The sequence below is a fragment of the Kitasatospora sp. NPDC056327 genome, from assembly GCF_042261735.1.
In the GTDB taxonomy this organism is placed as follows: Bacteria; Actinomycetota; Actinomycetes; order Streptomycetales; family Streptomycetaceae; genus Kitasatospora.
This window is the reverse complement of sequence record NZ_JBHJRC010000040.1, coordinates 15,450-39,077: the sequence shown is the minus strand read 5'-3', so window position 1 is coordinate 39,077 and position 23,628 is coordinate 15,450. Positions and strand designations below refer to the sequence as shown.

Annotated in this window: 20 protein-coding genes; 6 read left to right on the top strand and 14 right to left on the bottom strand. The window is 72.9% G+C overall.

The features are described 5' to 3' along the window. A partial coding sequence (locus ACFCX4_RS08890) for a hypothetical protein (protein ID WP_376139939.1) occupies nt 1–226 on the top strand: 226 nt, incomplete at its 5' end. Between the two features lie 300 nt (nt 227–526). On the opposite strand, the gene ACFCX4_RS08885 is transcribed toward ACFCX4_RS08890, so the two are convergent. The 9 genes from ACFCX4_RS08885 to ACFCX4_RS08845 form a co-directional block, all read right to left on the bottom strand. Further along, nucleotides 527–2,050, bottom strand: a complete 1,524-nt coding sequence (locus tag ACFCX4_RS08885; protein WP_376139938.1) for a CoA-acylating methylmalonate-semialdehyde dehydrogenase — start codon at nt 2,048–2,050, stop codon at nt 527–529. 262 nt (nt 2,051–2,312) lie between these two features. Then, nucleotides 2,313–3,104: a hypothetical protein gene (locus tag ACFCX4_RS08880; RefSeq protein ID WP_376139937.1), complete on the bottom strand. Its 792-nt coding sequence runs from the start codon at nt 3,102–3,104 to the stop codon at nt 2,313–2,315. Between the two features lie 173 nt (nt 3,105–3,277). Continuing rightward, on the bottom strand, nt 3,278–3,709 hold the full coding sequence (locus ACFCX4_RS08875; RefSeq protein WP_376139936.1) for a hypothetical protein: 432 nt from the start codon (nt 3,707–3,709) through the stop codon (nt 3,278–3,280). A 210-nt stretch (nt 3,710–3,919) separates the two neighbouring features. Continuing rightward, a complete protein-coding gene (locus ACFCX4_RS08870) occupies nt 3,920–5,314 on the bottom strand; it encodes an NAD(P)/FAD-dependent oxidoreductase (protein ID WP_376139935.1) in 1,395 nt (464 codons plus the stop codon). A 52-nt stretch (nt 5,315–5,366) separates the two neighbouring features. Next, nucleotides 5,367–6,170 carry an ABC transporter permease gene (locus ACFCX4_RS08865; protein ID WP_376139934.1) on the bottom strand — a complete coding sequence of 268 codons (804 nt, stop codon included), beginning with the start codon at nt 6,168–6,170 and terminating at the stop codon, nt 5,367–5,369. After that, complete coding sequence (locus ACFCX4_RS08860; RefSeq protein ID WP_376139933.1) at nt 6,170–7,099, bottom strand: ABC transporter permease; 930 nt, start codon at nt 7,097–7,099, stop codon at nt 6,170–6,172. Before ACFCX4_RS08860 ends, ACFCX4_RS08865 begins: the two co-directional genes overlap by 1 nt. Next, entirely contained in the window at nt 7,096–8,235 is a 1,140-nt protein-coding gene (locus ACFCX4_RS08855; protein ID WP_376139932.1) for an ABC transporter ATP-binding protein, read from the bottom strand. Before ACFCX4_RS08855 ends, ACFCX4_RS08860 begins: the two co-directional genes overlap by 4 nt. 42 nt (nt 8,236–8,277) lie before the next feature. After that, nucleotides 8,278–9,531 (bottom strand): spermidine/putrescine ABC transporter substrate-binding protein, encoded by a 1,254-nt coding sequence (locus tag ACFCX4_RS08850; RefSeq protein ID WP_376139931.1) that lies wholly within the window; start codon nt 9,529–9,531, stop codon nt 8,278–8,280. 52 nt (nt 9,532–9,583) lie between these two features. Then, nucleotides 9,584–11,098 (bottom strand): gamma-aminobutyraldehyde dehydrogenase, encoded by a 1,515-nt coding sequence (locus tag ACFCX4_RS08845; RefSeq protein ID WP_376139930.1) that lies wholly within the window; start codon nt 11,096–11,098, stop codon nt 9,584–9,586. A gap of 195 nt (nt 11,099–11,293) precedes the next feature. Between ACFCX4_RS08845 and ACFCX4_RS08840 the strand changes: the two genes are divergently transcribed. Next, a complete protein-coding gene (locus ACFCX4_RS08840; RefSeq protein WP_376139929.1) occupies nt 11,294–12,943 on the top strand; it encodes a PucR family transcriptional regulator in 1,650 nt (549 codons plus the stop codon). A 111-nt stretch (nt 12,944–13,054) separates the two neighbouring features. Here the strand turns inward: ACFCX4_RS08840 and ACFCX4_RS08835 are convergent, their stop codons facing one another. After that, entirely contained in the window at nt 13,055–14,413 is a 1,359-nt protein-coding gene (locus tag ACFCX4_RS08835) for an aspartate aminotransferase family protein (RefSeq protein ID WP_376139928.1), read from the bottom strand. Nucleotides 14,414–14,613: 200 nt separating this feature from the next. After that, the gene (locus ACFCX4_RS08830; RefSeq protein WP_376139927.1) at nt 14,614–16,107 is read right to left on the bottom strand and encodes a gamma-aminobutyraldehyde dehydrogenase; all 1,494 of its coding nucleotides are present in this window, start codon (nt 16,105–16,107) and stop codon (nt 14,614–14,616) included. A gap of 252 nt (nt 16,108–16,359) precedes the next feature. Between ACFCX4_RS08830 and ACFCX4_RS08825 the strand changes: the two genes are divergently transcribed. From ACFCX4_RS08825 to ACFCX4_RS08810, 4 genes are all read left to right on the top strand, one after another. Continuing rightward, a complete protein-coding gene (locus ACFCX4_RS08825; RefSeq protein WP_030243538.1) occupies nt 16,360–16,833 on the top strand; it encodes an Lrp/AsnC family transcriptional regulator in 474 nt (157 codons plus the stop codon). Further along, nucleotides 16,830–18,224 (top strand): aspartate aminotransferase family protein, encoded by a 1,395-nt coding sequence (locus tag ACFCX4_RS08820; RefSeq protein ID WP_376093916.1) that lies wholly within the window; start codon nt 16,830–16,832, stop codon nt 18,222–18,224. The genes ACFCX4_RS08825 and ACFCX4_RS08820 overlap by 4 nt, the downstream gene beginning before the upstream one ends. Before the next feature lie 234 nt (nt 18,225–18,458). After that, nucleotides 18,459–19,214 (top strand): ABC transporter ATP-binding protein, encoded by a 756-nt coding sequence (locus ACFCX4_RS08815; protein ID WP_376139926.1) that lies wholly within the window; start codon nt 18,459–18,461, stop codon nt 19,212–19,214. Nucleotides 19,215–19,224: 10 nt separating this feature from the next. Beyond that, nucleotides 19,225–20,376, top strand: coding sequence for a hypothetical protein (locus ACFCX4_RS08810; protein WP_376139925.1), 1,152 nt, complete (start codon nt 19,225–19,227; stop codon nt 20,374–20,376). Between the two features lie 49 nt (nt 20,377–20,425). On the opposite strand, the gene rlmN is transcribed toward ACFCX4_RS08810, so the two are convergent. The 3 genes from rlmN to frr form a co-directional block, all read right to left on the bottom strand. Then, nucleotides 20,426–21,526, bottom strand: a complete 1,101-nt coding sequence (gene rlmN / locus ACFCX4_RS08805; protein ID WP_376139924.1) for a 23S rRNA (adenine(2503)-C(2))-methyltransferase RlmN — start codon at nt 21,524–21,526, stop codon at nt 20,426–20,428. Nucleotides 21,527–21,602: 76 nt separating this feature from the next. Next, on the bottom strand, nt 21,603–22,805 hold the full coding sequence (locus tag ACFCX4_RS08800) for a phosphatidate cytidylyltransferase (RefSeq protein ID WP_376139923.1): 1,203 nt from the start codon (nt 22,803–22,805) through the stop codon (nt 21,603–21,605). A 251-nt stretch (nt 22,806–23,056) separates the two neighbouring features. Continuing rightward, on the bottom strand, nt 23,057–23,614 hold the full coding sequence (frr, locus tag ACFCX4_RS08795) for a ribosome recycling factor (RefSeq protein ID WP_376139922.1): 558 nt from the start codon (nt 23,612–23,614) through the stop codon (nt 23,057–23,059). Nucleotides 23,615–23,628: the final 14 nt, after the last annotated feature.

Genomic DNA, 23,628 nt, shown 5'->3' with positions numbered 1-23,628 from the left:
AGGAATCTCCAACCACGATCCGAAGACCGAGGCCGGGGATGTCAACATATCTGGCGTTGACTTTTGGCACGCTGTTGAGTTCTCAAGGAACGGACGCTTCCTTCAGGCGGCTTTCACACCGGCCCTCCGGGCGCTTCGTTCTTTCGTGTCTCCAGCTTATCAGATGTTTTCCGCCCCATTTCCGGCGCTTCCCTCATCCAACTCGCTGGTGCCTTCTGCGGCTTGACGCCCCGTCCGACGTTTCAAACTCTAGCCGAACCCCGCTCCGAAAAGCGAATCCGACCGCAATCCACAAAAATGAACACACCAAATAGACCCCGTGCGGGGTGCATTGATATTTCCAGAGGATTGGCCGCTTCGGGACCGTCCGCGCCGATGCGTGTCCGGTGCTCCCTGTCGAGCGACTAGGGAACACTACGCCGGTTCGCGGCCGGAGGCAAACCCCGGGCAAACTCCCGGAACACGGCACAGGCCGGCCCGCAGGTGCGCGGGCCGGCCTGTGCCGGTCGGGTCGGTGCTTCCCGGTTCAGGTGTTGGTGGGGAAGCCGAGGTTGATGCCGCCGTGCGACGGGTCCAGCCAGCGCTGGGTGACCGCCTTGCCGCGGGTGAAGAAGTGGACGCCGTCCTGGCCGTACGCGTGGGCGTCGCCGAACAGCGAGGCCTTCCAGCCGCCGAAGGAGTAGTAGGCGACGGGGACCGGGATCGGCACGTTGATGCCGACCATGCCGACCTCGACCTCGTACTGGAACCGGCGGGCCGCACCGCCGTCGTTGGTGAAGATGGCGGTGCCGTTGCCGTACGGGTTGGCGTTGATGAGGGCCAGGCCCTCCTCGTAGGAGGCGACCCGCACCACGGAGAGGACCGGGCCGAAGATCTCGTCGGTGTAGACGGACATGCCGGGCTTCACACGGTCGAACAGCGTGGGGCCGAGCCAGAAGCCGTCCGCGGTCGGCGTGCCGTCGCGGTCCTCGGCGGTCACCGCGTGCTTGCGGCCGTCGACCGCCAGCTCGGCGCCGTCGGCGAGGCCGGACTCGACGTAGGAGGTGACCTTGTCCCGGTGCTGGCCGGTGACCAGCGGGCCCATCTCGGAGTCGCCGTTGCAGCCGGGACCGACGGTGAGGGTGGCGATCCGCTGCTTGATCTTCTCGACCAGCTCGTCGCCGACCGGGTCCACCACGACCAGGACGGAGACGGCCATGCAGCGCTCGCCGGCCGCGCCGAAGCCGGCGTTGACGGCGGCGTCGGCGCTCAGGTCGAGGTCGGCGTCGGGCAGGACCAGCATGTGGTTCTTGGCGCCGCCCAGGGCCTGGACGCGCTTGCCGTAGCGGGTGCCGGTCTCGTAGACGTAGCGGGCGATCGGAGTGGAGCCGACGAAGCTGACCGACTTGATGTCGGGGTGCTCCAGCAGGCGGTCCACCGCGACCTTGTCGCCGTGCACGACGTTGAAGACGCCGTCCGGCAGACCGGCCTCCTTCCAGAGCCCGGCGAGGAAGTTGGCGGCGGACGGGTCCTTCTCGGACGGCTTGACGACCACGGTGTTGCCGGCCGCGATGGCGATCGGGAAGAACCACATCGGCACCATGGCCGGGAAGTTGAACGGCGAGATGATCGCGACCGGGCCGAGCGGCTGGCGGATCGAGTAGACGTCGATCCCGGTCGAGGCCTGCTCGGTGAAGCCGCCCTTGAGCAGCTGCGGAATGCCGCAGGCGTACTCGACGACCTCAAGGCCGCGGGCGATCTCGCCGAGCGCGTCCGAGTGCACCTTGCCGTGCTCGGAGACGATGATCGACGCCAACTCGTCCTTGCGGGCGTTGAGCAGCTCCCGGAAGGCGAACAGCACCGTCGCGCGCCGGGCGACCGAGGCGGTGCGCCACTCGGTGAAGGCCGAGGCGGCGGCGGCGACCGCCTGGTCGACCTCCGTGACCTCGGCGAAGTCGACATGGCCCGTGATCCGGCCGGTGGCCGGGTCGAAGATGTCACCGCGGCGGGCCGCGGCACCGGCGGTGGCGACCGGCCGGCCGCCGATCCAGTGGGTGATGTGCTTGCTCAAGGTCCCTCTGCCTCCGAAGTCCCGGGCGGCCTGGGCCGCCGGGCCCTTGTACGGCGCCGCCCGCACGGGACGGGGGCGGCGTGGTCACGGGGCTAACCGCGCTCACGGTCCAGTCTGCTGGCCGGGCCGGTCGGCCTCAACGAACAGAGTGACGGGGATCGGCCGCCGGGCCTTACAGGTCGTCGGGAACCTCCGCCCTGCGGGTGAACCGGATGGACCCGGCTGGGCCGAGTGGCGCGGCTGCCCGGGAGGACTGCGGTGCTCAGGCGTCCTCCTGCTCCTCCTGCTCCTCCAGGTAGGGGTCGTGCAGACCGTCCGCCGCCTCCCGGGTCTCCAGCAGGTCGAGCCGGAGGTCCTGGGCCCAGGCGAGCGCCCACCGCTTCAGCTCGTCGACCTCCGCCGCGGACGGACCGCGGGCCAGGAACCGTCCGTCGGCGGTCTCGGCCAGGACCTCCAGCCGGTCGGCGAGCGCGGTGGGCTGGAACTCGGCGTCCAGCGCGCCGGCGAGGGCCAGCAGCTCGCCCTCCCGGTAGCAGGTGGTGAGCGCGTGCACGTCGATCAGGTCGCGGGGCAGGGCCCGGTCGACGAGCAGCGCGGTGGCGAGGGCCGCGGCGTCCTCCAGGGCGACCACGTCCACCACGAACGGGAAGGCGGGAGCCCCGGCGGTGTCGGCACCGGGCCCGGGACCCAGCCGGACCGGCCGGTGGCCGAGCGGCTCCTTGCGCAGCTCGACGCCGTGCGTCCGTCCTCCCAGGGCCAGCCGGACGGTGAGCTGCTCCCAGCGGGGTGTGCCGGGTCGCCCGGAGGCCTCACCGCCCGCGGCCCGGTAGGCGGCCGCCAGGTCGGCCGCGACCCGCGGCAGGTCGGCGAGGCCGTCGGCCACCAGGGTGATCCCGTCCTGGTCGCAGGCCGGGACGCCGTGGGCCCGCAGACCGTGGCCACCGGCGAGGGCGAGCCCGTGCCGGTCGCACACCGGCCGGGCCAGTTCGACGAGGCGCAGCTGGGCCGGGCCCGGCCGGAGGGACGGGTCGACGGTGTCCGGGGCGCTGGTCACCCCTCCAGTCTGGCGCGCCGCCGTCCCGGGTGCGCAGGACGCCCCCGGGGACGGGCGGAGGTCGGCCGGAGGGGAAGGACCGTGAGGACCCCGGGGCGGGAAGGACCCCGGTCCACGGTGGCCGGGTGGCGGCACGCTGTCCGGGCGGCCGCCGGCTCAGGGCGGGGCGGCGCTCACCAGTCGCCGAGCCCGGCGGCCGCCTCGTGGAGGGCGAGCTCCAGCGCGACCGGGTCGTTGAGCCGTCCGGAGCCGTCGGGCGGGACGAGCCAGCGCACGCCGCGGCTGCGTCGGCCGGGGTGGGGCACGACGATCCAGGTGCCCTCCCCCGCGCAGCGCACGCCGGTGCCGATCCAGCGTGCGGCGGTGCCTGCGGGCACCAGGAATCCGATGTGCTCGTCGCCGAAGTCGGCGAGCACCGGGCCGCAGCCCGCGGTGCCGAGGAGGTCGGCGGCCGGGCGGCCCAGCCGGCCGGGGACGGAGAGGACGTCCCAGTGCCGGCCGGCCGGGAGCAGCACCAGGCCGTGGCCGCTGCGCTCCCACTGCTCCCGGAAGGTGTCCGGGTCGGGCGCGGCCTGGGCGAGCCAGTCCAGTCCGGTGGTGTCCATGTGCGGTCCCCGTTCTGCGCGACGGTGCGTTCGGTGTCGCGGCGGGACACGGTGAGACCCGCCGTCACCAACGAGAGGCGGACGGCGGGTCTCTCTTACACGGTTCACGCGCACGGTTCGGACCGGCACGGTTCGCACCGGGTTCCGCCCCGGTCCGTACGGGCCCGGGCGGTCCGTACGGACCGCCCGGGGCGGGCGGCGGAACGGGGCTCAGCTGTCGAAGCCGAGCCCCAGCCGGTCGAGCGCGCGCAGCCAGAGGTTGCGCCGCCCGCCGGTGCGGTCGGCGCGGGCCAGCGACGCCGTGGTGATCCCGATCCCAGCCCAGCGCACCGGTTCGGGCGGGAACGGCAGGGGCTTGCGGCGGACCATCTCCAGCGAGGTGCGTTCGGTGCGTTCGCCCGCGAGCAGGTCCAGCACGACCTCGGCGCCGAACCGGGTGGCGCCGACGCCGAGGCCGGTGAAGCCGACGGCGTAGGCGACCCGGCCGCGGTGGGCGGTGTCGAAGAAGGCGGAGAACCGGCTGCAGGTGTCGACGGCCCCGCCCCAGCTGTGGGTGAAGCGGATGTCGGCGAGCTGCGGGAAGCAGCGGGCGAAGTTCCGGGCGAGGGTGTGGAAGGTCCGCGGCCGCTGGTCGTACCCGGGCCGGAGGTGTCCGCCGAAGTGGTAGACGGCGTCGTAGCCGCCCCACAGGATCCGGTTGTCGGCGGTGAGCCGGAAGTAGTGGAACTTGTTGGCGCTGTCGCTGAGTCCCTGGCGTCCGCGCCAGCCGACGGCGGCGAGCTGTCCGGCGGTGAGCGGTTCGGTCGTCAGCGCGTAGTCGTACACCGGGACGACGTACGGGCGGACGCGGCGCAGCAGTGAGGGGAAGGCGTTGGTCCCGAGCGCGACCTTCCCGGCGAGGACGCGGCCGTGCCGGGTGCGGACGGCCATCCCGTGGCCCTCCTCGCGCAGGTCGAGGGCGGGGGTGTGTTCGAAGATCCGGACGCCCCGGGCGAGGCAGGCGGCCTTGAGCCCCCAGGCGAGTTTGGCGGGGTGGACCATGGCGACGCCGTCCTTGTCCCAGATCCCGCCGAGGAAGGACGGCGAGTTCACCTGGGCGCGGACGGCCTCCGCGTCGAGGACGGTGAGGCCGGCGCCGTACGCGCCGGCGGCCTCGGCGAGTTCGTGGAGTTCGTCGAGCTGGTGGGGCCGGGTGGCGACGTCGATCTCGCCGGTGCGCTCCCATTCGGCGTCGATGCCGTACCGGTGCAGGGCCGCCTCGATGCCGTCGAGGTTGGCGGCGCCGAGGCGCTCCAGCCGGGCGAGTTCGCCGGGCCAGCGCTGCAGGCCGTTGCCGATGCCGTGGGTGAGGCTGGCGGCGCAGAATCCGCCGTTGCGCCCGGACGCGGCCCACCCGGTCTCCCGGCCCTCGACGAGGACGACGTCCAGGGAGGGGTCGCGTTCCTTGGCGAGGAGGGCGGTCCACAGGCCGGAGTAGCCGCCGCCGACGACCAGGAGGTCGCAGCGGGCGGTGCCGGTGAGGGCGGGCAGGGCCGCCGGCCGGCCGGGGTCCTCCAGCCAGAAGGGGGTGGGCCGGGCGTCAGCGAGCGCGCGGGCGGAGTCCATGCATCATCAGCGCCTTTCCTGGAGGTCGGGTGGGGGGGACTGCGGCGGGCCCTCAGACGGTCGCCCTGCGCCGGTTGCCGAGCCACTGGCCGCCGACGGTGAGGGCGACGGCCGCGGCGAACATCGCGGTGCCGATGACGTTCACCTGGACCGGGATGCCGCGCTGGGAGGCTCCCCAGACGAACATCGGGAAGGTGACGGTGCTCGGCCCGGAGTTGAACTGGGTGATGACGAAGTCGTCGAAGGAGAGCGCGAAGCTGAGCAGCGCGCCGGCCGCTATGCCGGGGGCGGCGAGCGGCAGGGTGACCCGCAGGAAGGTCTGGGCGGGGGTCGCGTAGAGGTCCTGGGCGGCCTGTTCGAGGCGCGGGTCCATGCTCATCACACGGGCCTTGACCGCCGTCACCACGAAGCTGAGGCAGAACATGACGTGCGCGATGAGGATGGTGGTGAAGCCGAACGGGATGCGCATGTTGAGGAAGAGGGTGCCGAGCGAGGCGGCCATCACGACCTCGGGCATCGCCATCGGCAGGAAGATCATCGCGCTGGTGGCGCCCTTGCCGCGGAAGCGGTGGCGGGCCAGCGCGAAGGCGGCCATGGTGCCGAGGACGGTGGCGCCGAGCGTGGCGGCGACGGCGATCCGCAGGCTGAGCGAGAGCGAGGCGCACATCTCGGCCACGCCGCAGGGGTCGGTCCAGGCGTCGGTGGAGAACTCGTTCCACTCGTAGTTGAACTTGCCGGCCGGCCGGTTGAAGGAGAAGGCGAGCACGACGAGGTTGGGGAGCACCAGGTAGGCGAGGGCCAGCAGGCCGGCCAGCACCACCAGGTTGCGGCGGATCCAGGCGGTCACTCGGGACATCAGACGAGTTCCTCCGTTCCGGCCCTGCGCAGGTAGACCGTCACGATGCCCAGGATCAGGGCCATCAGGATGAAGCTCAGCGCGGCGGCCGTGGGGTAGTCGAGCACGTTCAGGAACTGCTTCTGGATGCCGTTGCCGACCATCTGCTCGCTCGGCGAGCCCAGCAGCTGGGCGTTGATGTAGTCGCCGGAGGCGGGGATGAAGGTGAGCAGGGTGCCGGCGACCACGCCGGGCAGCGAGATCGGGAAGGTCACCTTGCGGAAGGTGGTGAAGGGGCGGGCGTAGAGGTCGCCGGCGGCCTCGTGGAGGCGGGGGTCGATCCGTTCAAGCGAGGTGTACAGCGGCAGGATCATGAACGGCAGGAAGTTGTAGGTGAGGCCGCAGACCACGGCGAGCGGGGTGGCGAGCACCCGGTCCCCCTCGGTGAGGCCGAGGGCGGCAGTGACGTCCAGGACGTGCAGGGCGTCGAGCGTGCCGACCACCGGGCCGCCGTCCGAGAGGATGGTCTTCCAGGCGAGGGTGCGGATCAGGAAGCTGGTGAAGAACGGCGCGACGACGAGGACGAGCAGCAGGCCGCGCAGGCGACGGCCCGCCTTGAACGCGATGGTGTAGGCGAGCGGGTAGCCGACGGCGAGGCAGAGCACGGTGGCGGTCGCGGCGTAGCCGAACGAGCGCAGGTAGTGCCACTTGTACTCGGTCAGGGCGTCCCAGTAGGTGGCGACGTGCCAGGTGACCCGGAAGCCGTCCTCCAGGGAGCCGGTCTGCAGCGAGGTGGAGGCCTGGTAGACCATCGGCACCGCGAAGAAGACGGCCAGCCAGGCGACGCCGGGCAGCAGCAGCCAGTACGGGGTCAGCCGGCGCCGGGCCCGGGGGGCGGCCGCGGCGAGGGGGACGACCTGGGGTGGCGCGGCCGGGGTGGTGGTGGTCACGCGGCGGCCTCCCCGGTGCCGGCGTCGATCGCCTGGGCGGCGTCCAGGGCGAAGGTGTGGGCCGGGTTCCAGTGCAGGACGACGGGCGCGCCGGGGACCAGCCGGGGGTCGCGCTCCATGTTCTGTTCGAAGACGGTGACCTCCTGGCCGCCGCCGGTGCGGACCAGGTACTGGGTGGAGACGCCGATGAAGCTGGAGTCGACGACGGTCCCGGCGAGCCGGTTGCGGCCCTCGGCGACCTCGGCGCTGCCGTGCGCGATGGTGATCTTCTCGGGCCGGACGCCGAGGTGGACCCGGGTGGCACCGGTGGCGCAGCGGGCCCGGGGGACGGTGAGCCGGGTGCCGGCGGCGGTGAGCAGCAGGTCCTCGCCCGCACCGCCGGTGACCTCGGCGGGCAGCAGGTTGGACTGGCCGAGGAAGTTGGCCACGAAGGTGGTGGCGGGGTTCTCGTAGAGCTCGGCGGGGGCGCCGAGCTGTTCGACCCGGCCGCCGTTCATCACCGCGATGGTGTCGGCCATCGTCATGGCCTCCTCCTGGTCGTGGGTGACGTGCACGAAGGTGATGCCCACCTCGGTCTGGATCCGCTTGAGCTCCAGCTGCATCTGCCGGCGGAGCTTGAGGTCGAGGGCGCCGAGCGGCTCGTCGAGGAGCAGCACCTCCGGGTGGTTGATGAGCGCGCGGGCGACGGCGACGCGCTGCTGCTGGCCGCCGGAGAGCTGGTGCGGCTTGCGCCGGGCGTGGGCGCCGAGTTCGACGAGGCCGAGCATCTCGTCGACCTGCTTCGCGACGTTCCTCCTCCCCCGGCGGCGCAGGCCGAAGGCGACGTTCTCGAAGACGTCGAGGTGCGGGAAGAGCGCGTAGCTCTGGAAGACCGTGTTGACCGGGCGCTTGTACGGGGGGAGCGCGGTGACGTCCCGGTCGCCTATCAGCACGGTGCCGGAGGTGGGCTCCTCCAGTCCGGCGATCATGCGCAGGGTGGTGGTCTTGCCGCAGCCGGAGGCGCCGAGCAGGGCGAAGAAGGAGCCCTGGGGGACGGTCAGGTCGAGCGGGTGGACGGCGGTGAAGGAGCCGTAGGTCCTGCCGATGCCGGTGAGGCGGACGTCGCCGCCGGCCGGGGTGCGCGGCTGGTCTGTCATGGGGGTCTCCCTGCTTCTCGCTGGGTGCGCGGCCGTCGGGGGTCAGGCGCCGATGAGCTTGGAGAACTTCTCCTCGAAGGAGCTCTCCTCGTCCTCGGTGAGGGTGCGGAACGCGCGGGCGATGGCCGTCATCCCGGCGGTGGGGACGACCAGGGGGTTCGCCGCGGTGTCGGGGGCGAGGGCGGTGAGTTCCTTCTCCATGCCGGTGACGGCGGAGACGAATCCGATGCCGGCGACCAGCTGCGCGGCGATCCCCGGCCGGTAGAAGAAGTCGATCAGCTTCTCGGCGTTGGCCTTGTGCCGGGCCCGGGCCGGGACGAGCAGGTTGTCGGTGGAGGTGACGTAGCCCTTCTCCGGGATGACGAACTCGATGTCCGGGTTGTCGGCGCGCAGCTGGATGAGGTCGCCGCCCCAGGCGACGCAGGCGGCGATGTCGCCGGAGGAGAGCTCCTGGCCGTAGTCGTTGCCGGTGAAGCGGCGGATCTGCTTGCCGTCGACGGCCTTCTGCAGCCGGGCTATCGCGGCGTCGTAGTCGTCGGCGGTGAACCTCTGCGGGTCCTTGCCCATGTCGAGCAGGGTGATGCCGACGCTGTCGCGCATCTCGGAGAGGAAGGTGACCCGGCCCTTGAGGTCGGGGTCGTCGAGCAGCTGGGAGACGCTGGTGACCTCCTTCCCCCTGGTGGCCCGGCGGTTGTAGGCGATGACGGTCTGGATGCCGGCCCAGGGGTAGGTGTAGAGCCGGCCCGGGTCCCAGTCGGGGGCGCGGAAGCGGGAGTCGATGTTGGTGATGGCGGTGGTGACGTTCGCCGGGCTCAGCTTCTGCGCCCAGCCGAGGCGGATCAGCCGGGCGGCCATCCAGTCGGTGAGGACGACGAGGTCGCGGCCGGTGTCCTGGCCGGCGGCGAGCTGCGGCTTGATCTTGCCGAAGAACTCGACGTTGTCGTTGACGTCCTCGCTGTAGCGGACCTTGACGCCGGTGGCCTCGGTGAAGGCGTCGAGGGTGCCGTGCTTCTCCTTGTCGTTCTCGTCGGCGTCGACGTAGAGCGGCCAGTTGGAGAAGTTCACCTCCTTCTCGCTGTCCGAGAGGTCCTCGGCGGCGTTCGCGGCGGAGTCACCGGGGCCGGTGGTGCGGGCCGGCGGGATGCCGCAGGCGGCCAGGGCGCCGGTGCCGGCGGTGAGCGCGGCGGCGCGCAGCAAGGTGCGCCGGCCCAGTGCGGCGCGGCCGCCGGTCAGGCTCCGTTCCCAGGCCCTGCGGACCGGTTCGGGCAGACCGTCGGTGAGCTCGTTGAACGCCATGGAACGGGCCTCCTGGAGGGACGAGGGGGTGTGGGGGTCCACCCCGGCGGGGTCATCTGTCGCCGAAGACGGTGCGGTGCCAGTCCTTGCGGGCGACCGCGGTGGTGTCGAACATGACGTGCTTGACCTGGGTGTACTCGTCGAGCGAGTACTGCGACATGTCCTTTCCGTAGCCGGAGGCCTTGTAGCCGCCGTGCGGCATCTCGCTGATGATCGGGATGTGGTCGTTGACCCAGACGCAGCCGGCCGCGAGCTCCCGGGTGGCGCGCAGCGAGCGGTGGACGTTGCCGGTCCAGGCGGAGGCGGCCAGGCCGTAGGGGGTGTCGTTGGCCAGCCGCAGGCCCTCGTCGTCGGTGTCGAAGGGCAGCACGGCCAGGACGGGGCCGAAGATCTCGCCCTGGACGGCCTCGCTGTCCTGGGCGGCCCCGGTGATCAGGGTGGGCGGGTGGTAGGCGCCGCGGGTGAGGTCGGTGCCGTCGTGGCCGCGGCCGGCGGGGGCGCCGCCGGTGACGACGGTGGCGCCGGCCGCGCGGGCGCGTTCGACGAAGCCGGCCACCCGGTCCCGGTGGGCGAAGGAGACCAGCGGGCCGAGGTCGGTGCGCGGGTCCAGCGGGTCGCCGAGCCGCACGGCGCGGTACAGCTCGGCGACGCCGGCGACGAAGGCCTCGTACAGCGGGCGCTGGACGTAGGCGCGGGTGGCGGCGGTGCAGTCCTGGCCGCCGTTGATCAGCGAGGCGGCGACGGCGCCGTGCACGGCGGCGTCCAGGTCGGCGTCGTCGAAGACCACGAACGGGGCCTTGCCGCCCAGTTCGAGGTGGGTCCGCTTGACGGAGGCGGTGGCGAGTTCGGCGACCCGGCGGCCGACCTGGGTGGAGCCGGTGAAGGAGACCATGGCGACGTCCGGGTGGGCGACGAGGTGCTCGCCGGCGGTGCGGCCGGCGCCGGTGACCACGTTGACGACGCCGTCCGGGATGCCCGCCAGGGTGCAGGCGCGGGCGAACATCAGCGAGGTGAGCGGGGTGATCTCGGCGGGCTTGAGCACGACGGTGTTGCCCGCGGCGATCGCCGGCAGGATCTTCCAGGCGGCCATCTGCAGCGGGTAGTTCCAGGGCGCGACGGAGCCGACCACGCCGATCGGCTCGCGCCGCACGTAGCTGGTGTGGTCGCCGGAGTACTCGCCGGCCGCCCTGCCCTCCAGGTGGCGGGCGGCGCCCGCGAAGAAGGCGGTGTTGTCGACCGTGCCGGGCACGTCGAACTCACCGGAGAGCCTGATCGGCTTGCCGGTCTGCGCGGTCTCCACCCGGGCCAGTTCGCCGGCCGCGCCGTCGAGCACGGCGGCCAGCCGGGTCAGTGCCGCGGCGCGGTCGCCCGGGGTGGCGCCGGCCCACTGCGGCAGGGCGGCGCGGGCGGCGGCGACGGCCTCGTCCACCTGCCCGGCGGTGGCCAGGGTGATCTCCCGGACCACGCTGCCGTCGGCCGGGTTGACGACCTGGAAGGGCTCGCCCCTGCCCCGGCCCGCCCGGCCGGCGATGTACTGCGCCCCCGCGTCGAAGTCGGTCAGGTCCATGTGTTTCCTCCCGGTGCCCGGCGCCGTGGCTGCGGCGACCCGCTGACCATGCCCAATGCGGGCGGGGCGTGACAAGGACCACTGCGGCAGCCTCGCCCGGAAGGGCCTTACACAGTGCAAGGCGTCCGGCGGGGCGACAGGTCGTCGCCGGGAGGGATGATTCCCCTGACACCCTGAAACCCTGGAGGCCTCCCGATGCTCCCGACCGTCGCCCGTGTCCTGGACCTGGAGGTGATGCGGCGCGGGCTGCCGCAGGTGCTCGCCGGGGCCGACCGGCTGGAGCGCCCGGTCCGCTGGGTGCACGTCAGCGAACTGCCCGACGTCGCCGGTGTGCTCCAGGGCGGCGAGCTGGTGCTGACCACCGGCATCGCGCTGCCGGAGGACCGCGAGGGCCTCGCCCGGTACGTCCGCGAGCTGGCCGACGTCGGGGTGGCCGGGCTGGTCGTCGAGTACGGCCGGCGCTACTTCGACACCCTGCCGCGGGCCCTGGTGCACGCCGCCGAGCAGCGCGGGCTGCCGCTGGTCGCGCTCCGCCGCGAGCTGCGCTTCGTCGCCGTCACCGAGGCCGTGCACGCGCTGGTGGTCAACGCCCAGCTGGAGCAGCTGCGCACCTCGGAGGCGATCCACCAGGTCTTCAACGAGCTGGTGGTGGAGGGCGCCGAGCCGGCCGAGGTGGTCCGTCAGGTGGCCCGGCTGGCGGGCGCGCCCGTGGTCCTGGAGAACCTCGCCCACCAGGTGCTGGCGCACGACCCGGCCGGCCGGCCCGAGCACGAGCTGCTGGAGGACTGGGAGCGCCGGTCGCGCGGGGTGCGCCCGGCCGGCCGCACCGGGCACGACCCGCGCAGCGGCTGGCTGGTCACCACGGTCGGGGCGCGCGGCGAGGACTGGGGGCGGCTGGTGCTAGTCCAGGAGCCGGGGCCGCTGCCGCAGGAGGGCCCGCACCCGTTCACGATGCTGCTGGAGCGCGGTTCCTCCGCGCTGGCGCTCAACCGGCTGGTGGTCCGCGACCGGGAGAGCCTGGAGCGGCAGACCCACCGCACCCTGCTGGCGGGGATCCTCACCCACGCGCTGACCGTCTCCGAGGTGGCCCTGCGCGCCCAGGCGCTGGGTGTGCCGCTGGAGGGCCGCCGGCTGGTGGGCGCGGTGCTGCGCCGGCGCAGCGGGCCGATCCCGGCGGCGCTGGAGGCGCAGGCCCGGCTGCGCGACTTCACCGAGCTGGCGGCGAGCGCGGTCCGCGCGTGCCGGCTCTCCGCACTGGTCGGCGCGCTGGACGACGAGGGCGTCGGGGTGCTGATCGCGCTCGGCCCCCAGCAGGAGGAGCACGCGGCGCTGGACGCCTTCGGGGCGGCGCTGCGCCGGCTGGCGGCGGAGGCCGCCCGGGACTCCGCCGCTCCGGCCCCGGTGGTCGCGGTCGGGTCCTCGGTCGGCTCGGTCCGGGACGCCCGGCGGACCCTGCTGGAGGCCACCCAGGTCGCGGACGCCGCGCTGCACGACTCCCCCGGCGGCCGGACCGCCTCGTACTACCGGCTGCCCGACGTGCGGCTGCGCGGCCTGCTGCACCTGCTGCGGGAGGACACCCGGCTGCAGACCTACGTGGAGCGGGAGCTGGGGCCGCTGCTCGCGTACGACGCGGAGCACGACGCGCAGCTGGTCCGGATGCTGCGGATCTACCTGGAGCAGGGCCGCAACAAGTCGGCGGCGGCGGACGCCGCGCACCTGTCCCGGCCGTCGTTCTACGACCGGCTGCACAAGGTGGAGCGGATCCTGGGCGTGGACCTCGACCAGGTGGAGTCCTGTCTGTCCCTGCACGTCGCGCTGCTCGCCCTGGACGCCGTGCGGCGCTGAGTGGCGGTGCGCGGCGGTGAACGGTGCCGAGCGGCGGACGGCCCCGGGCGCGTGCCGCGCGTCCGGGGCCGTCCGCCGGTGACCGGTGACCGGTGACCGTCGGCCGGTGGGTCAGCCGGTGTGGGCGTCCGCGAGGGCGAGCACCTCGTCGAGCACCGCGAGGCCCGCCTTGGCCTCCTCCCCGGTCACCGTGCACGGCGGCACCACGTGCAGCCGGTTCATGTTGACGAACGGCCAGAGCCCGCGCTGCTTGCAGGCGGCCGCCAGTTCGGCCATCGGCGCGTTGGCGGCCCCGGCCGCGTTGTAGGGCACCAGCGGCTCCCGGGTCTCCCGGTCCCTGACCAGGTCGAGCGCCCAGAAGACGCCGAGCCCGCGCACCTCGCCGACGGACGGGTGCCGCTCGGCGAGTTCGCGCAGCCCGGGGCCGAGCACGGTCTCGCCGATCCGCCGGGCGTTCTCGACGATGCCCTCTTCCGCCATCGCGGTGAGGGTGGCGACGACCGAGGCACAGGCCAGCGGGTGGCCCGAGTAGGTGAGACCGCCCGGGAAGGGGCGCTCCGCGAAGGTCGCGGCGATCTCCGCGCTGATCGCCACGCCGCCGAGCGGCACGTAGCCGGAGTTGACGCCCTTGGCGAAGGTAAGCAGGTCGGGGGTGACGCCCCAGTGGTCGGCGGCGAACCACTCGCCGGTGCGGCCGAAGCCCGCCATCACCTCGTCCAGGACGAGGACGATGCCGTGGCGGTCGCAGATCTCCCGGACGCCGGCCAGGTAGCCGGGCGGCGGCACGAGGACGCCCGCGGTGCCGACCACGGTCTCCAGGATGATCGCCGCGACGGTGCCCGGGCCCTCGAAGGCGATGACCTGCTCCAGGTGGGCGAGCGAGCGCTCGCACTCCTGTGCCTCGTCCTCGGCGTGGAAGTTGGAGCGGTACGGGTACGGACCCCAGAAGTGCACGACGCCGGAGACGCCGGTCTCGTTGGCCCAGCGGCGCGGGTCGCCGGTCAGGGCGATCGCGTTGGCGGTGGCCCCGTGGTACGAGCGGTAGGTGGAGAGCACCTTCTGCCGCCCGGTGTGCAGCCGGGCCAGCCGGATGGCGTTCTCGTTGGCCTCGGCGCCGCCGTTGGTGAAGAAGATCTTGTCGAGGTCGCCCGGGGTGCGCTCGGCGATCAGCCGGGCGGCCTCGCTGCGGGACTCGACCGCGAAGCCGGGGGCGATCGTGCAGAGCTTCGCCGCCTGCTCCTGGATCGCCGCGACCACCTTCGGGTGCTGGTGCCCGATGTTGGTGTTGACCAGCTGGGAGGAGAAGTCGAGGTAGCGGTTGCCGTCGTAGTCCCAGAAGTACGAGCCCTCGGCGCCGGCCACCGCGAGGGGGTCGATCAGCGCCTGGGCGGACCACGAGTGGAAGACGTGCGCGCGGTCGGTGTCCTTGACGGCCCGGCCGGCGGCCGGGTCGGCGGTGGGGATGCTCATGCGGCAAGGCTAGGGAGTCCCGGCGCCGAAGTGGAGGTGCATCCTGTCAGCCGGTCGCCCGATCCGCCGACAGGGTGCAAGGCCGGCGGGGTCACGGGGGACGGCCGGCGCACGGGACGGCCGGCGCACGGGGACTTCGGGGCGCGGGGACGGCGGGGCGACGGGCCCGGGTCGCGAGGACCCGGGCCCGCGGCGACGGGTCAGATCGCGGTCATCACGTGCTTGACGCGGGTGTAGTCCTCGAAGCCGTAGGAGGAGAGGTCCTTGCCGTAGCCGGACTTCTTGAAACCGCCGTGCGGCATCTCGGCGACCAGCGGGATGTGGGTGTTGATCCAGACGCAGCCGAAGTCCAGGCGGCGGGACATCCGCATGGCGCGGGCGTGGTCCTTGGTCCACACCGAGGAGGCCAGCGCGAACTCGACGCCGTTGGCGTAGCCGACGGCCTGGTCCTCGTCGGAGAACCTCTGCACGGTGATGACCGGGCCGAAGACCTCGTTCTGGATGATCTCGTCGTCCTGCCGGAGGCCGGAGACGACGGTCGGGGCGTAGAAGTAGCCCTTGTCGCCGACCCGGTGGCCGCCCGCCTCGACCTTGGCGTGCTCCGGCAGGCGCTCGATGAAGCCGGAGACCTGCTTCAGCTGGTTGGCGTTGTTCAGCGGGCCGTAGAGCACGTCCTCGTCGTCCACCCCACCGGTCCTGGTCTCGGCCGCGGCCTTGGCCAGCGCCTCGACGAAGGCGTCGTGGATCGACTCGTGCACCAGCACGCGGGTGGCGGCGGTGCAGTCCTGGCCGGCGTTGAAGAAGCCCGCGGTGGAGATGCCCTCGACGGCCTCGGCGATGTCGGCGTCCTCGAACACCACGACCGGGGCCTTGCCGCCCAGCTCCAGGTGGACGCGCTTGACGTCCTTGGAGGCGGACTCGGCGACCTGGATGCCGGCCCGCACCGAACCGGTGATGGAGGCCATCGCGGGGGTCCGGTGCTCGACCATCAGGCGGCCGGTCTCGCGGTCGCCGCAGATCACGTTGAAGACGCCGGCCGGCAGCTCCAGGTCCGCGAGGACACCGCCGATGATCTCGGCCAGCAGGACGGTGGAGGCCGGGGTGGTGTCCGAGGGCTTCAGCACCACGGTGTTGCCGGCGGCGATGGCGGGGGCGAACTTCCAGACCGCCATCATCATCGGGTAGTTCCACGGCGCGACCTGGGCGCAGACGCCGACCGGCTCGCGGCGCACGATCGAGGTCATGCCGTCCATGTACTCGCCGGCGGCCTTGCCTTCGAGCAGCCGGGCGGCACCGGCGAAGAACCGGATCTGGTCGACCATCGGGCCGATCTCCTCGGAGAGGGTCAGCGCCCGCGGCTTGCCGGTGTTGCGACACTCGGCGTCGACCAGCTCGTCGGCGCGCGCCTCGACCGCGTCGGCGACCTTCAGCAGCAGCTTCTGCCGGGTGCTCGGAGTGGCGTCGCGCCAGGCCGGGAACGCGGCGTCGGCGGAAGCCATGGCGGCATCCACGTCGGCGGCACCGGACAGCGGGGACGTCGCGTAGACCTCGCCGGTGGTGGGATCGACGATGTCGAGCGTGCGGCCGTCGGCCGCATCGACGAACTCACCGTTGATGTAGTTGCGCAGCGTGCGAAGGTCGCTCACGGGTCTCTCCTCGGTCTCGGCCTGCGGCGTTGCAGAATCCGGCGCCATGGTACGTCGGCCGTACCGGCCGGCGAAGGGCGCCGAGCGGCCGCGCCGCAAGCGCCGCGGTCCACTGGTTGGCGGAATGCGCGCGGCACTGCCCGGCCGCGCGCGTACCGCAGCCAGGGTAGCCCGACTGCTGACGGTATCGACAGGCCGCAGCCTGGGAGGCAATGAAATCCGCATGGGATTTCCAAGATCGCGACGAAATCAGCAGTTTCCTCGCTTGCGAACACGGGATCGATCGGGCACAGTGGCGGCGTGGCCAACCGCGACCGGAACGCCAGCGTTCCCCTCGACGCCGCCTCCAAGGCGATCATCGAGCAGCTGCAGGAGGACGGGCGGCGCCCGTACGCCGCCATCGGCAAGGCCGTCGGCCTGTCGGAGGCGGCCGTGCGACAGCGCGTCCAGAAGCTGCTCGACCAGGGCGTGATGCAGATCGTCGCCGTCACCGACCCGCTCACCGTCGGCTTCACCCGCCAGGCGATGGTCGGGATCCGGGTCGAGGGCGACATCGAACCCGTCGCCGACGCGCTGGCCGCCCTCGACGAGGTCGACTACGTCGTCTGCACCGCGGGCTCGTTCGACCTCCTGGCCGAACTGGTCTGCGAGGACGACGAGCACCTGCTCGAACTGATCAACAAGCGCATCCGCGCGCTTCCCGGCGTGCGGAGCACCGAGAGCTTCGTTTACCTGAAGCTCCGGAAACAGACCTACACCTGGGGCACCCGATGACAGCCGACCCGGCGCAGAAGGACCTTTCCAAGACCGCCTACGACCACCTGTGGATGCACTTCACCCGCATGTCGTCGTACGAGAACTCTCCCGTCCCGACGATCGTCCGGGGCGAGGGCACCTACGTCTGGGACGACAAGGGCCGCAAGTACCTCGACGGCCTCGCCGGCCTGTTCGTCGTCCAGGCGGGCCACGGCCGCGAGGAGCTCGCCGAGGCCGCCGCCAAGCAGGCCAAGGAGCTCGCCTTCTTCCCGGTGTGGAGCTACGCCCACCCGAAGGCCGTCGAGCTGGCCGAGCGCCTGGCCAACTACGCCCCGGGCGACCTCAACAAGGTCTTCTTCTCCACCGGCGGCGGCGAGGCCGTCGAGACCGCCTGGAAGCTCGCCAAGCAGTACTTCAAGCTGACCGGCAAGCCGACCAAGTACAAGGTCATCTCGCGCGCCGTCGCCTACCACGGCACCCCGCAGGGCGCCCTGTCCATCACCGGCCTGCCGGGCCTGAAGGCCCCCTTCGAGCCGCTGGTGCCGGGCACCCACAAGGCCCCGAACACCAACATCTACCGCGCCCCGGCCTTCCTGGCCGGCCCCGACGGCACGGTCGACCCCGAGGCCTACGGCCGCTGGTGCGCCGACGAGATCGAGGTGGCCATCCTCAACGAGGGCGCCGAGACCGTCGCCGCCGTCTTCGTCGAGCCGGTGCAGAACGCCGGTGGCTGCTTCCCGCCGCCGCCCGGGTACTTCCAGCGCCTGCGCGAGATCTGCGACCGCCACGACGTGCTGCTGGTCTCGGACGAGGTCATCTGTGCCTTCGGCCGCCTGGGCACCATGTTCGGCGCCGACAAGTTCGGCTACCAGCCCGACATGATCACCTGCGCCAAGGGCATGACCTCGGGCTACTCCCCGATCGGCGCCACGATCATCTCGGACCGCATCGCCGAGCCGTTCTACAAGGGCGACAACACCTTCCTGCACGGCTACACCTTCGGCGGCCACCCGGTCTCCTCCGCGGTGGCGCTGGCCAACCTCGACATCTTCGAGCGCGAGGGCCTGAACCAGCACGTGCTCGACAACGAGGCCGCCTTCCTCGGCACCCTGAGCAAGCTGCGCGACCTGCCGATCGTCGGCGACGTCCGCGGCAACGGGTACTTCTACGGCATCGAGCTCGTCAAGGACAAGGTCACCAAGGAGTCGTTCAACGACGACGAGGTCGAGCGCGTGCTCTACGGCTTCCTCTCCAAGGCGCTCTTCGACAACGGTCTGTACTGCCGCGCCGACGACCGTGGCGACCCGGTCGTCCAGCTGGCCCCGCCGCTGATCTCCGACCAGTCGACCTTCGACGAGATCGAGCAGATCCTGCGGACCAGCCTCACCGACGCGTGGGCGAAGCTCTGACCCCTTCCGCTTTCCGCCCCACCCTCCGTCACAGGGCGGTCCCGCTTCGGCGGGGCCGCCCTGCGGCGTTCCCGGAACGGCCCGACACCGCCGGACCGATCCACTCTTCGGATCAAACACGCCTGATTGAGGGCGATTTGCCCCGGATGGACCAGTGTGCCGCAACCGCGCCCGTGCCCGATCGTTCTAATCTGACGACTGTCATATCCCTGCGGCCCCCCAGGACGGAACCTCATGGCAGCGGCCCCTCCTGACAACGACGTGCTGTGGGCCCGGGGGATCGTCAAGTCCCATCACGGCACCCCGGCGCTGCGCGGCGTCTCGCTCGGCGTCCGCGACGGCGAGGTCCTCGCCGTCACCGGCCCGCGCGGCTCCGGCAAGAGCACCCTGCTCGGCTGCCTCTCCGCGCTGCTCCCGGTCGACGAGGGCGAGGTCTGGTTCAACAGCGCCCCCGTGCACACCCTCGGCCGGGCCGGGCGCGAACGGCTGCGCCGCGACCGCTTCGGCTTCGTCGGCTCCGAGCCGCACCTGGTCCCGGAACTGACGGCCCGGGAGAACGTCGCCCTGCCGCTGCTGCTCGCCGGCGCCGGCGGCAAGGCCGCCCACACCGCCGCCGACGAGTGGCTCGAACGCCTGGACATCGGTGACCTCGCCGGGATCCGGCCCGACCGGATGGTCCAGGGCCAGCGCCAGCGGATCGCCGTCGCCCGGGCCCTCGCCCCGCTCCCCCCGGTCGTCTTCGCCGACGACCCCACCGCGCCGCTGCACCGCGAGACGGCCGACCAGGTCCTGCGGATACTGACCAGCGCGGTCCGCTCGCACCAGCTCACCCTGGTGCTCGCCACCCACGACCCCGGGCTCGTCCGGTACGCGGACCGCGCCGTCGCCCTCGTCGACGGACGCCTCACCGGCCCCGTCACGCCCGTGCCGCGCGGCACCGCCGCCCCCGGCGCCGCCGGGGCCCCCGCCGTCCCGGCCGCCGGCCGCTGAGAGAGTCGACGTGTTCTATCTCCGTCTGGCCCGGGGCTACCGGGTACTCGACCTCGGCCGCTGGCTGCTGACCGCCCTCGCCGGGGCGGTCGTCGCCGCCTTCCTGCTGCGCGCCCTCGGCCGGGCGCTGAGCGACCCGGCCGCCGGCTCCGCCGCGACCGTCCGGCTGCTCTGGTGCCTGCCGCCGCTGGCCGCGGTCGCCTGGTTCGCCGCCGTCGCCGCCCGCGCCGTCCCCGCCCGGCGGGCCGAACGGATCACCGGGCTCACCACCGCCGGCGCCGGGGCCGGCCGGATCCGCGCCCTGATCGCCGGCGAGGTCGCGCTCGCCTGCGGCACCGGCGCCGCGCTGACCCTGCTGCTCTTCCTGGTGCTGCGCAACGACATCGCCGGCCCCGCGCTCGCCGACGAACTCGGCATGGGCGTGGCCCTCCCGGCCGCCGCACCGGTCACCCTGCTGGTGCTGGTCCCGCTCACCGCCGGCCTCGCCGCGGCCGGCGCCGTCCCGCACGCCGAGACCCTGCCCGGCCGCCCCCGGCCCGAGCCGACCGGGTTCGGCCCCTGGCGGCTCGCCGTGCCGACCGGCCTCGCCGTGCTCGGCCTCGCCCTGGAACTCATCGCGCTGCGCCCCGGCGCCGCCGCCGACGGCCGGCCGATCCACCTGCCCGCCGGGCTCGGCAGCACCAGCACCGCCGCGCTCGGCGGCTGGGCCGCCTCCGCGCTCGGTCTCGCCCTGCTCACCGGCCCGCTGCTGGGCTGGGCCGGGCGGCTGCTGGCGCTGGGCCGGCCGACCCCGCTGCGGCTGCTCGCCGGACGCGGCCTCACCGCGCAGGCCCGCCGGCTCGGGGCACCGCTGGCCGTGCTCACCCTGGCGCTCGCCGTGGTGCTCACCACGGTGCGCTACTGGCTCGGCGAACCCGGCAGCGCCGACGCCCTGCCCGCCGTCGAGGCCGGCGTCGTCCTGGGCTGCGCGGCCGCCGCGGTGGCCGTCCGGCTAGCCGAGCTGCGCACCGCCCGCCGGGGCGTCGCCGAGGCGCTGCTGCGGCTCGGCACGCCGCCCCGGCTGCTGTTCGGCGCCCTCGTGCTGCGGACCCTGATGGCGGGCACGGTCCTGCTGGTCACCGGCGGGGCGACCGCGGCACTGGCCGCCGCCGGACTGCGCTGAACCGGCGGGGCCGGTCGGTCCCGCCGGTCCCGCCGACCGTCCGACCGGATCAGCCGGCCGCCGCGAGCTGGCCGCAGGCGCCGTCGATCTCCTGGCCGCGGGTGTCGCGCACGGTCGTCGGCACGCCGTGCGACTGGAGCCGCCGGACGAACTCGCGCTCGTCCTCCGGGCGGGAGGCCGTCCACTTGGAGCCCGGGGTGGGGTTCAGCGGGATCAGGTTGACGTGCACCCGGTGGTTCTTGATCAGTCGGCCGAGCAGGTCCGCCCGCCACGCCTGGTCGTTGATGTCCTTGATCAGCGCGTACTCGATGGAGATCCGGCGGCCGGACTTCTCGGCGTAGTTCCACGCGGCGTCCAGCACCTCGGCGACCTTCCACCGGGTGTTGACCGGCACCAGCTCGTCGCGCAGCTCGTCGTCGGGCGCGTGCAGCGACAGCGCGAGCCGGCAGCTGAGGCCCTCGTCCGCGAACCGGTTCATCGCCGGGACCAGACCGACGGTGGAGACGGTGATGCCGCGCTGGGAGAGGCCGAAGCCGTCCGGCGCCGGGTCGGTCAGCCGGCGGATCGAGGCCAGCACCCGGTTGTAGTTGGCGAGCGGCTCGCCCATCCCCATGAAGACCACGTTGGACAGCCGGGCCTCGCCGCCCGGGATCTCGCCGTCCTTGAGCGCGCGCATCCCGGCGGCGATCTGCTCGACGATCTCGCCGGTGGACAGGTTGCGGGTCAGCCCCGCCTGGCCGGTGGCGCAGAACGGGCAGTTCATGCCGCAGCCGGCCTGCGAGCTGATGCACATGGTGACCCGGTCCGGGTAGCGCATCAGCACCGACTCGACGAGTGTGCCGTCGAACAGCTTCCACAGCGTCTTGCGGGTCGTGTCGTCGTCGCAGGACACGTGCCGGACCACCGACATCAGCTCCGGCAGCAGGCTGCCGGTGAGCTTCTCCCGGCTGGCGGCGGGGATGTCCGTCCAGCTCGCCGGGTCGTTCGACATCCGGCCGAAGTAGTGGTTGGAGAGCTGCTTCGCGCGGAACGGCTGCTCGCCCAGCTCGGCGACGGCCTCCTTGCGCTCGGCGGGGCTCAGGTCGGCGAGGTGTCGCGGGGGCTTTGCGCCGCGCGGCGCGACAAAGGTGAGTTCTCCGGGCTTAGGCATGGTCCGTCCAGTGTCGCAGACGCGCGAGGGCCCCGGACGCCGTGCGTCCGGGGCCCCTGGTCCGCGGGGCAGTGGCTCAGCTGCCGACGAAGGCCGCCAGCAGCAGCCAGACCACCGGGGCGGTCGGCAGGAGCGAGTCCAGCCGGTCCATGATGCCGCCGTGGCCGGGCAGCAACGTGCCCATGTCCTTGATGCCGAGGTCCCGCTTGATCATCGACTCGCCCAGGTCGCCCAGGGTCGCGGTGACCGCCGCGCAGCCGCCCAGGATCAGGCCCTGCCACCAGCTGCCGCCGTCGATGATCAGTTCCATCAGCAGCGCGCCCGCCAGCATCGACAGGCCGATGCCGCCGGCCAGGCCCTCGCGGGTCTTGCCGGGGCTGATCGTCGGCGCCAGCTTGTTCCGGCCGAACTTGTAGCCCACCGCGTAGGCCCCGGTGTCGCTGCACACCGTGACGATGAGGAACAGCACGATCCGCTGCGGACCGTCGTCCGCCGCGAGCATCATCGCCACGAAGGTGGCCAGGAACGGGACGTAGAAGGCGGTGAAGATCCCCGCCGTTATGTCCCGCAGGTAGTTCTCCGGCGGCTCGGCCATCCGCCAGACCATCACCGCGAGCCCGGTGAGCGCGAGCGAGGCCGCCGCCCACTGGATCCCCGACCAGTAGCCGGTGGCGACCATCGCGATGCCGCCCGCGACCAGCGGCACCAGCGGCGCCTTGATCTCCTTGCGCTCGGCCAGCCGGCTGGTCAGCTCCCAGACGCCGACCGCCACCGCCGCGATCACCACGGCCAGGAACAGCGCCTTGACGACGAACAGCGAGGCGACGATCACCGCGCCGAGGCCTACGCCCACGCCTATCGCGGCCTGGAGGTTGCGGCCGCCGCGCTGCTTGCGCTGCGGCGGCTGGGGCTGCGGATCGGCCTGGGCCACGGGTGTCTCCTGCCCTGGGTGGGACGGCACGGGGAGGGGCTGCCCCGCCGCCGGTCCGCCCGGAACTCCGGGGTGACCCGCCGCGGCCGGCGGCACCTGCGGCGCCGACGGCCCCGGGTACACCGGGGAGCCCGGGTACGGACCGCCCGCGGGGGCGGGCGGCGGGGTGTCGTCGGTTATCGCGCGCAGCACGACCGTCTCCGACGCACCCGGCTCCGCGGCCCCGGGCCGTTCGTCGCGGAACAGCGGTCCGCTCAGCCGCCCCGCCTCACGGACCGGCCCCTCGGCGGGGTCGGTCCCGGGCGGGGGCACGGGCCGGGGGCCCGGGTCGGCCGGTACGGGAGGCATGACCTGAGTTTCCTCCGCGTCCGGGTCCCAGTACACCGGAGGCTGCTGGGAGTGACCCGTTCGGCGGCCCGGGTCACCCGCGCCGTGCGGCCCGGGCCGTCCGTGCCGGCCGTGCGGCTGCGGCGGGTGTCCGGGTACGCCGACAGCCTGCGCAGGTGCGGCTGGTCCCTGCGCAGGCCGGTACGGCGGGTACGGCTGGTACTGCTGGTCGGACGTGCCCCAGTAGCCAGGGGCGTCAGGGGCGTCGTTCATCAGACTTCGAGCAGCTCGGCTTCCTTGTGCTTGAGCAGCTCGTCGACGGAGGCCACGTACTTGGCCGTCGTGTCGTCGAGCTCCTTCTCGGCGCGGCGGCCGTCGTCCTCGCCGATCTCGCCGTCCTTCACCAGCTTGTCGATGGCGTCCTTGGCCTTGCGGCGCACGGCGCGGATCGAGACCTTGGCGTCCTCGCCCTTGCCGCGGGCGATCTTGATGAACTCGCGGCGGCGCTCCTCGGTGAGCTCGGGGAGCACGACCCGGATGATGGAGCCGTCGTTCGACGGGTTGACGCCCAGGTCGGAGTCGCGGATCGCCTGCTCGATCGCCTTCAGCGCGGTCTTGTCGAACGGCGAGACGACCGCCATCCGGGGCTCCGGCACGGAGAAGGAGGCCAGCTGGTTGATCGGCGTCACGGCGCCGTAGTACTCCGCGACGATCTTGGCGAACATCGCCGGGTGCGCGCGGCCGGTGCGGATGGCGGCGAAGTCGTCCTTGGCGTGGGCGACGGCCTTCTCCATCTTCTCCTCGGCGTCGAGGAGGGTCTCTTCGATCACTGTGATCTCCCTGT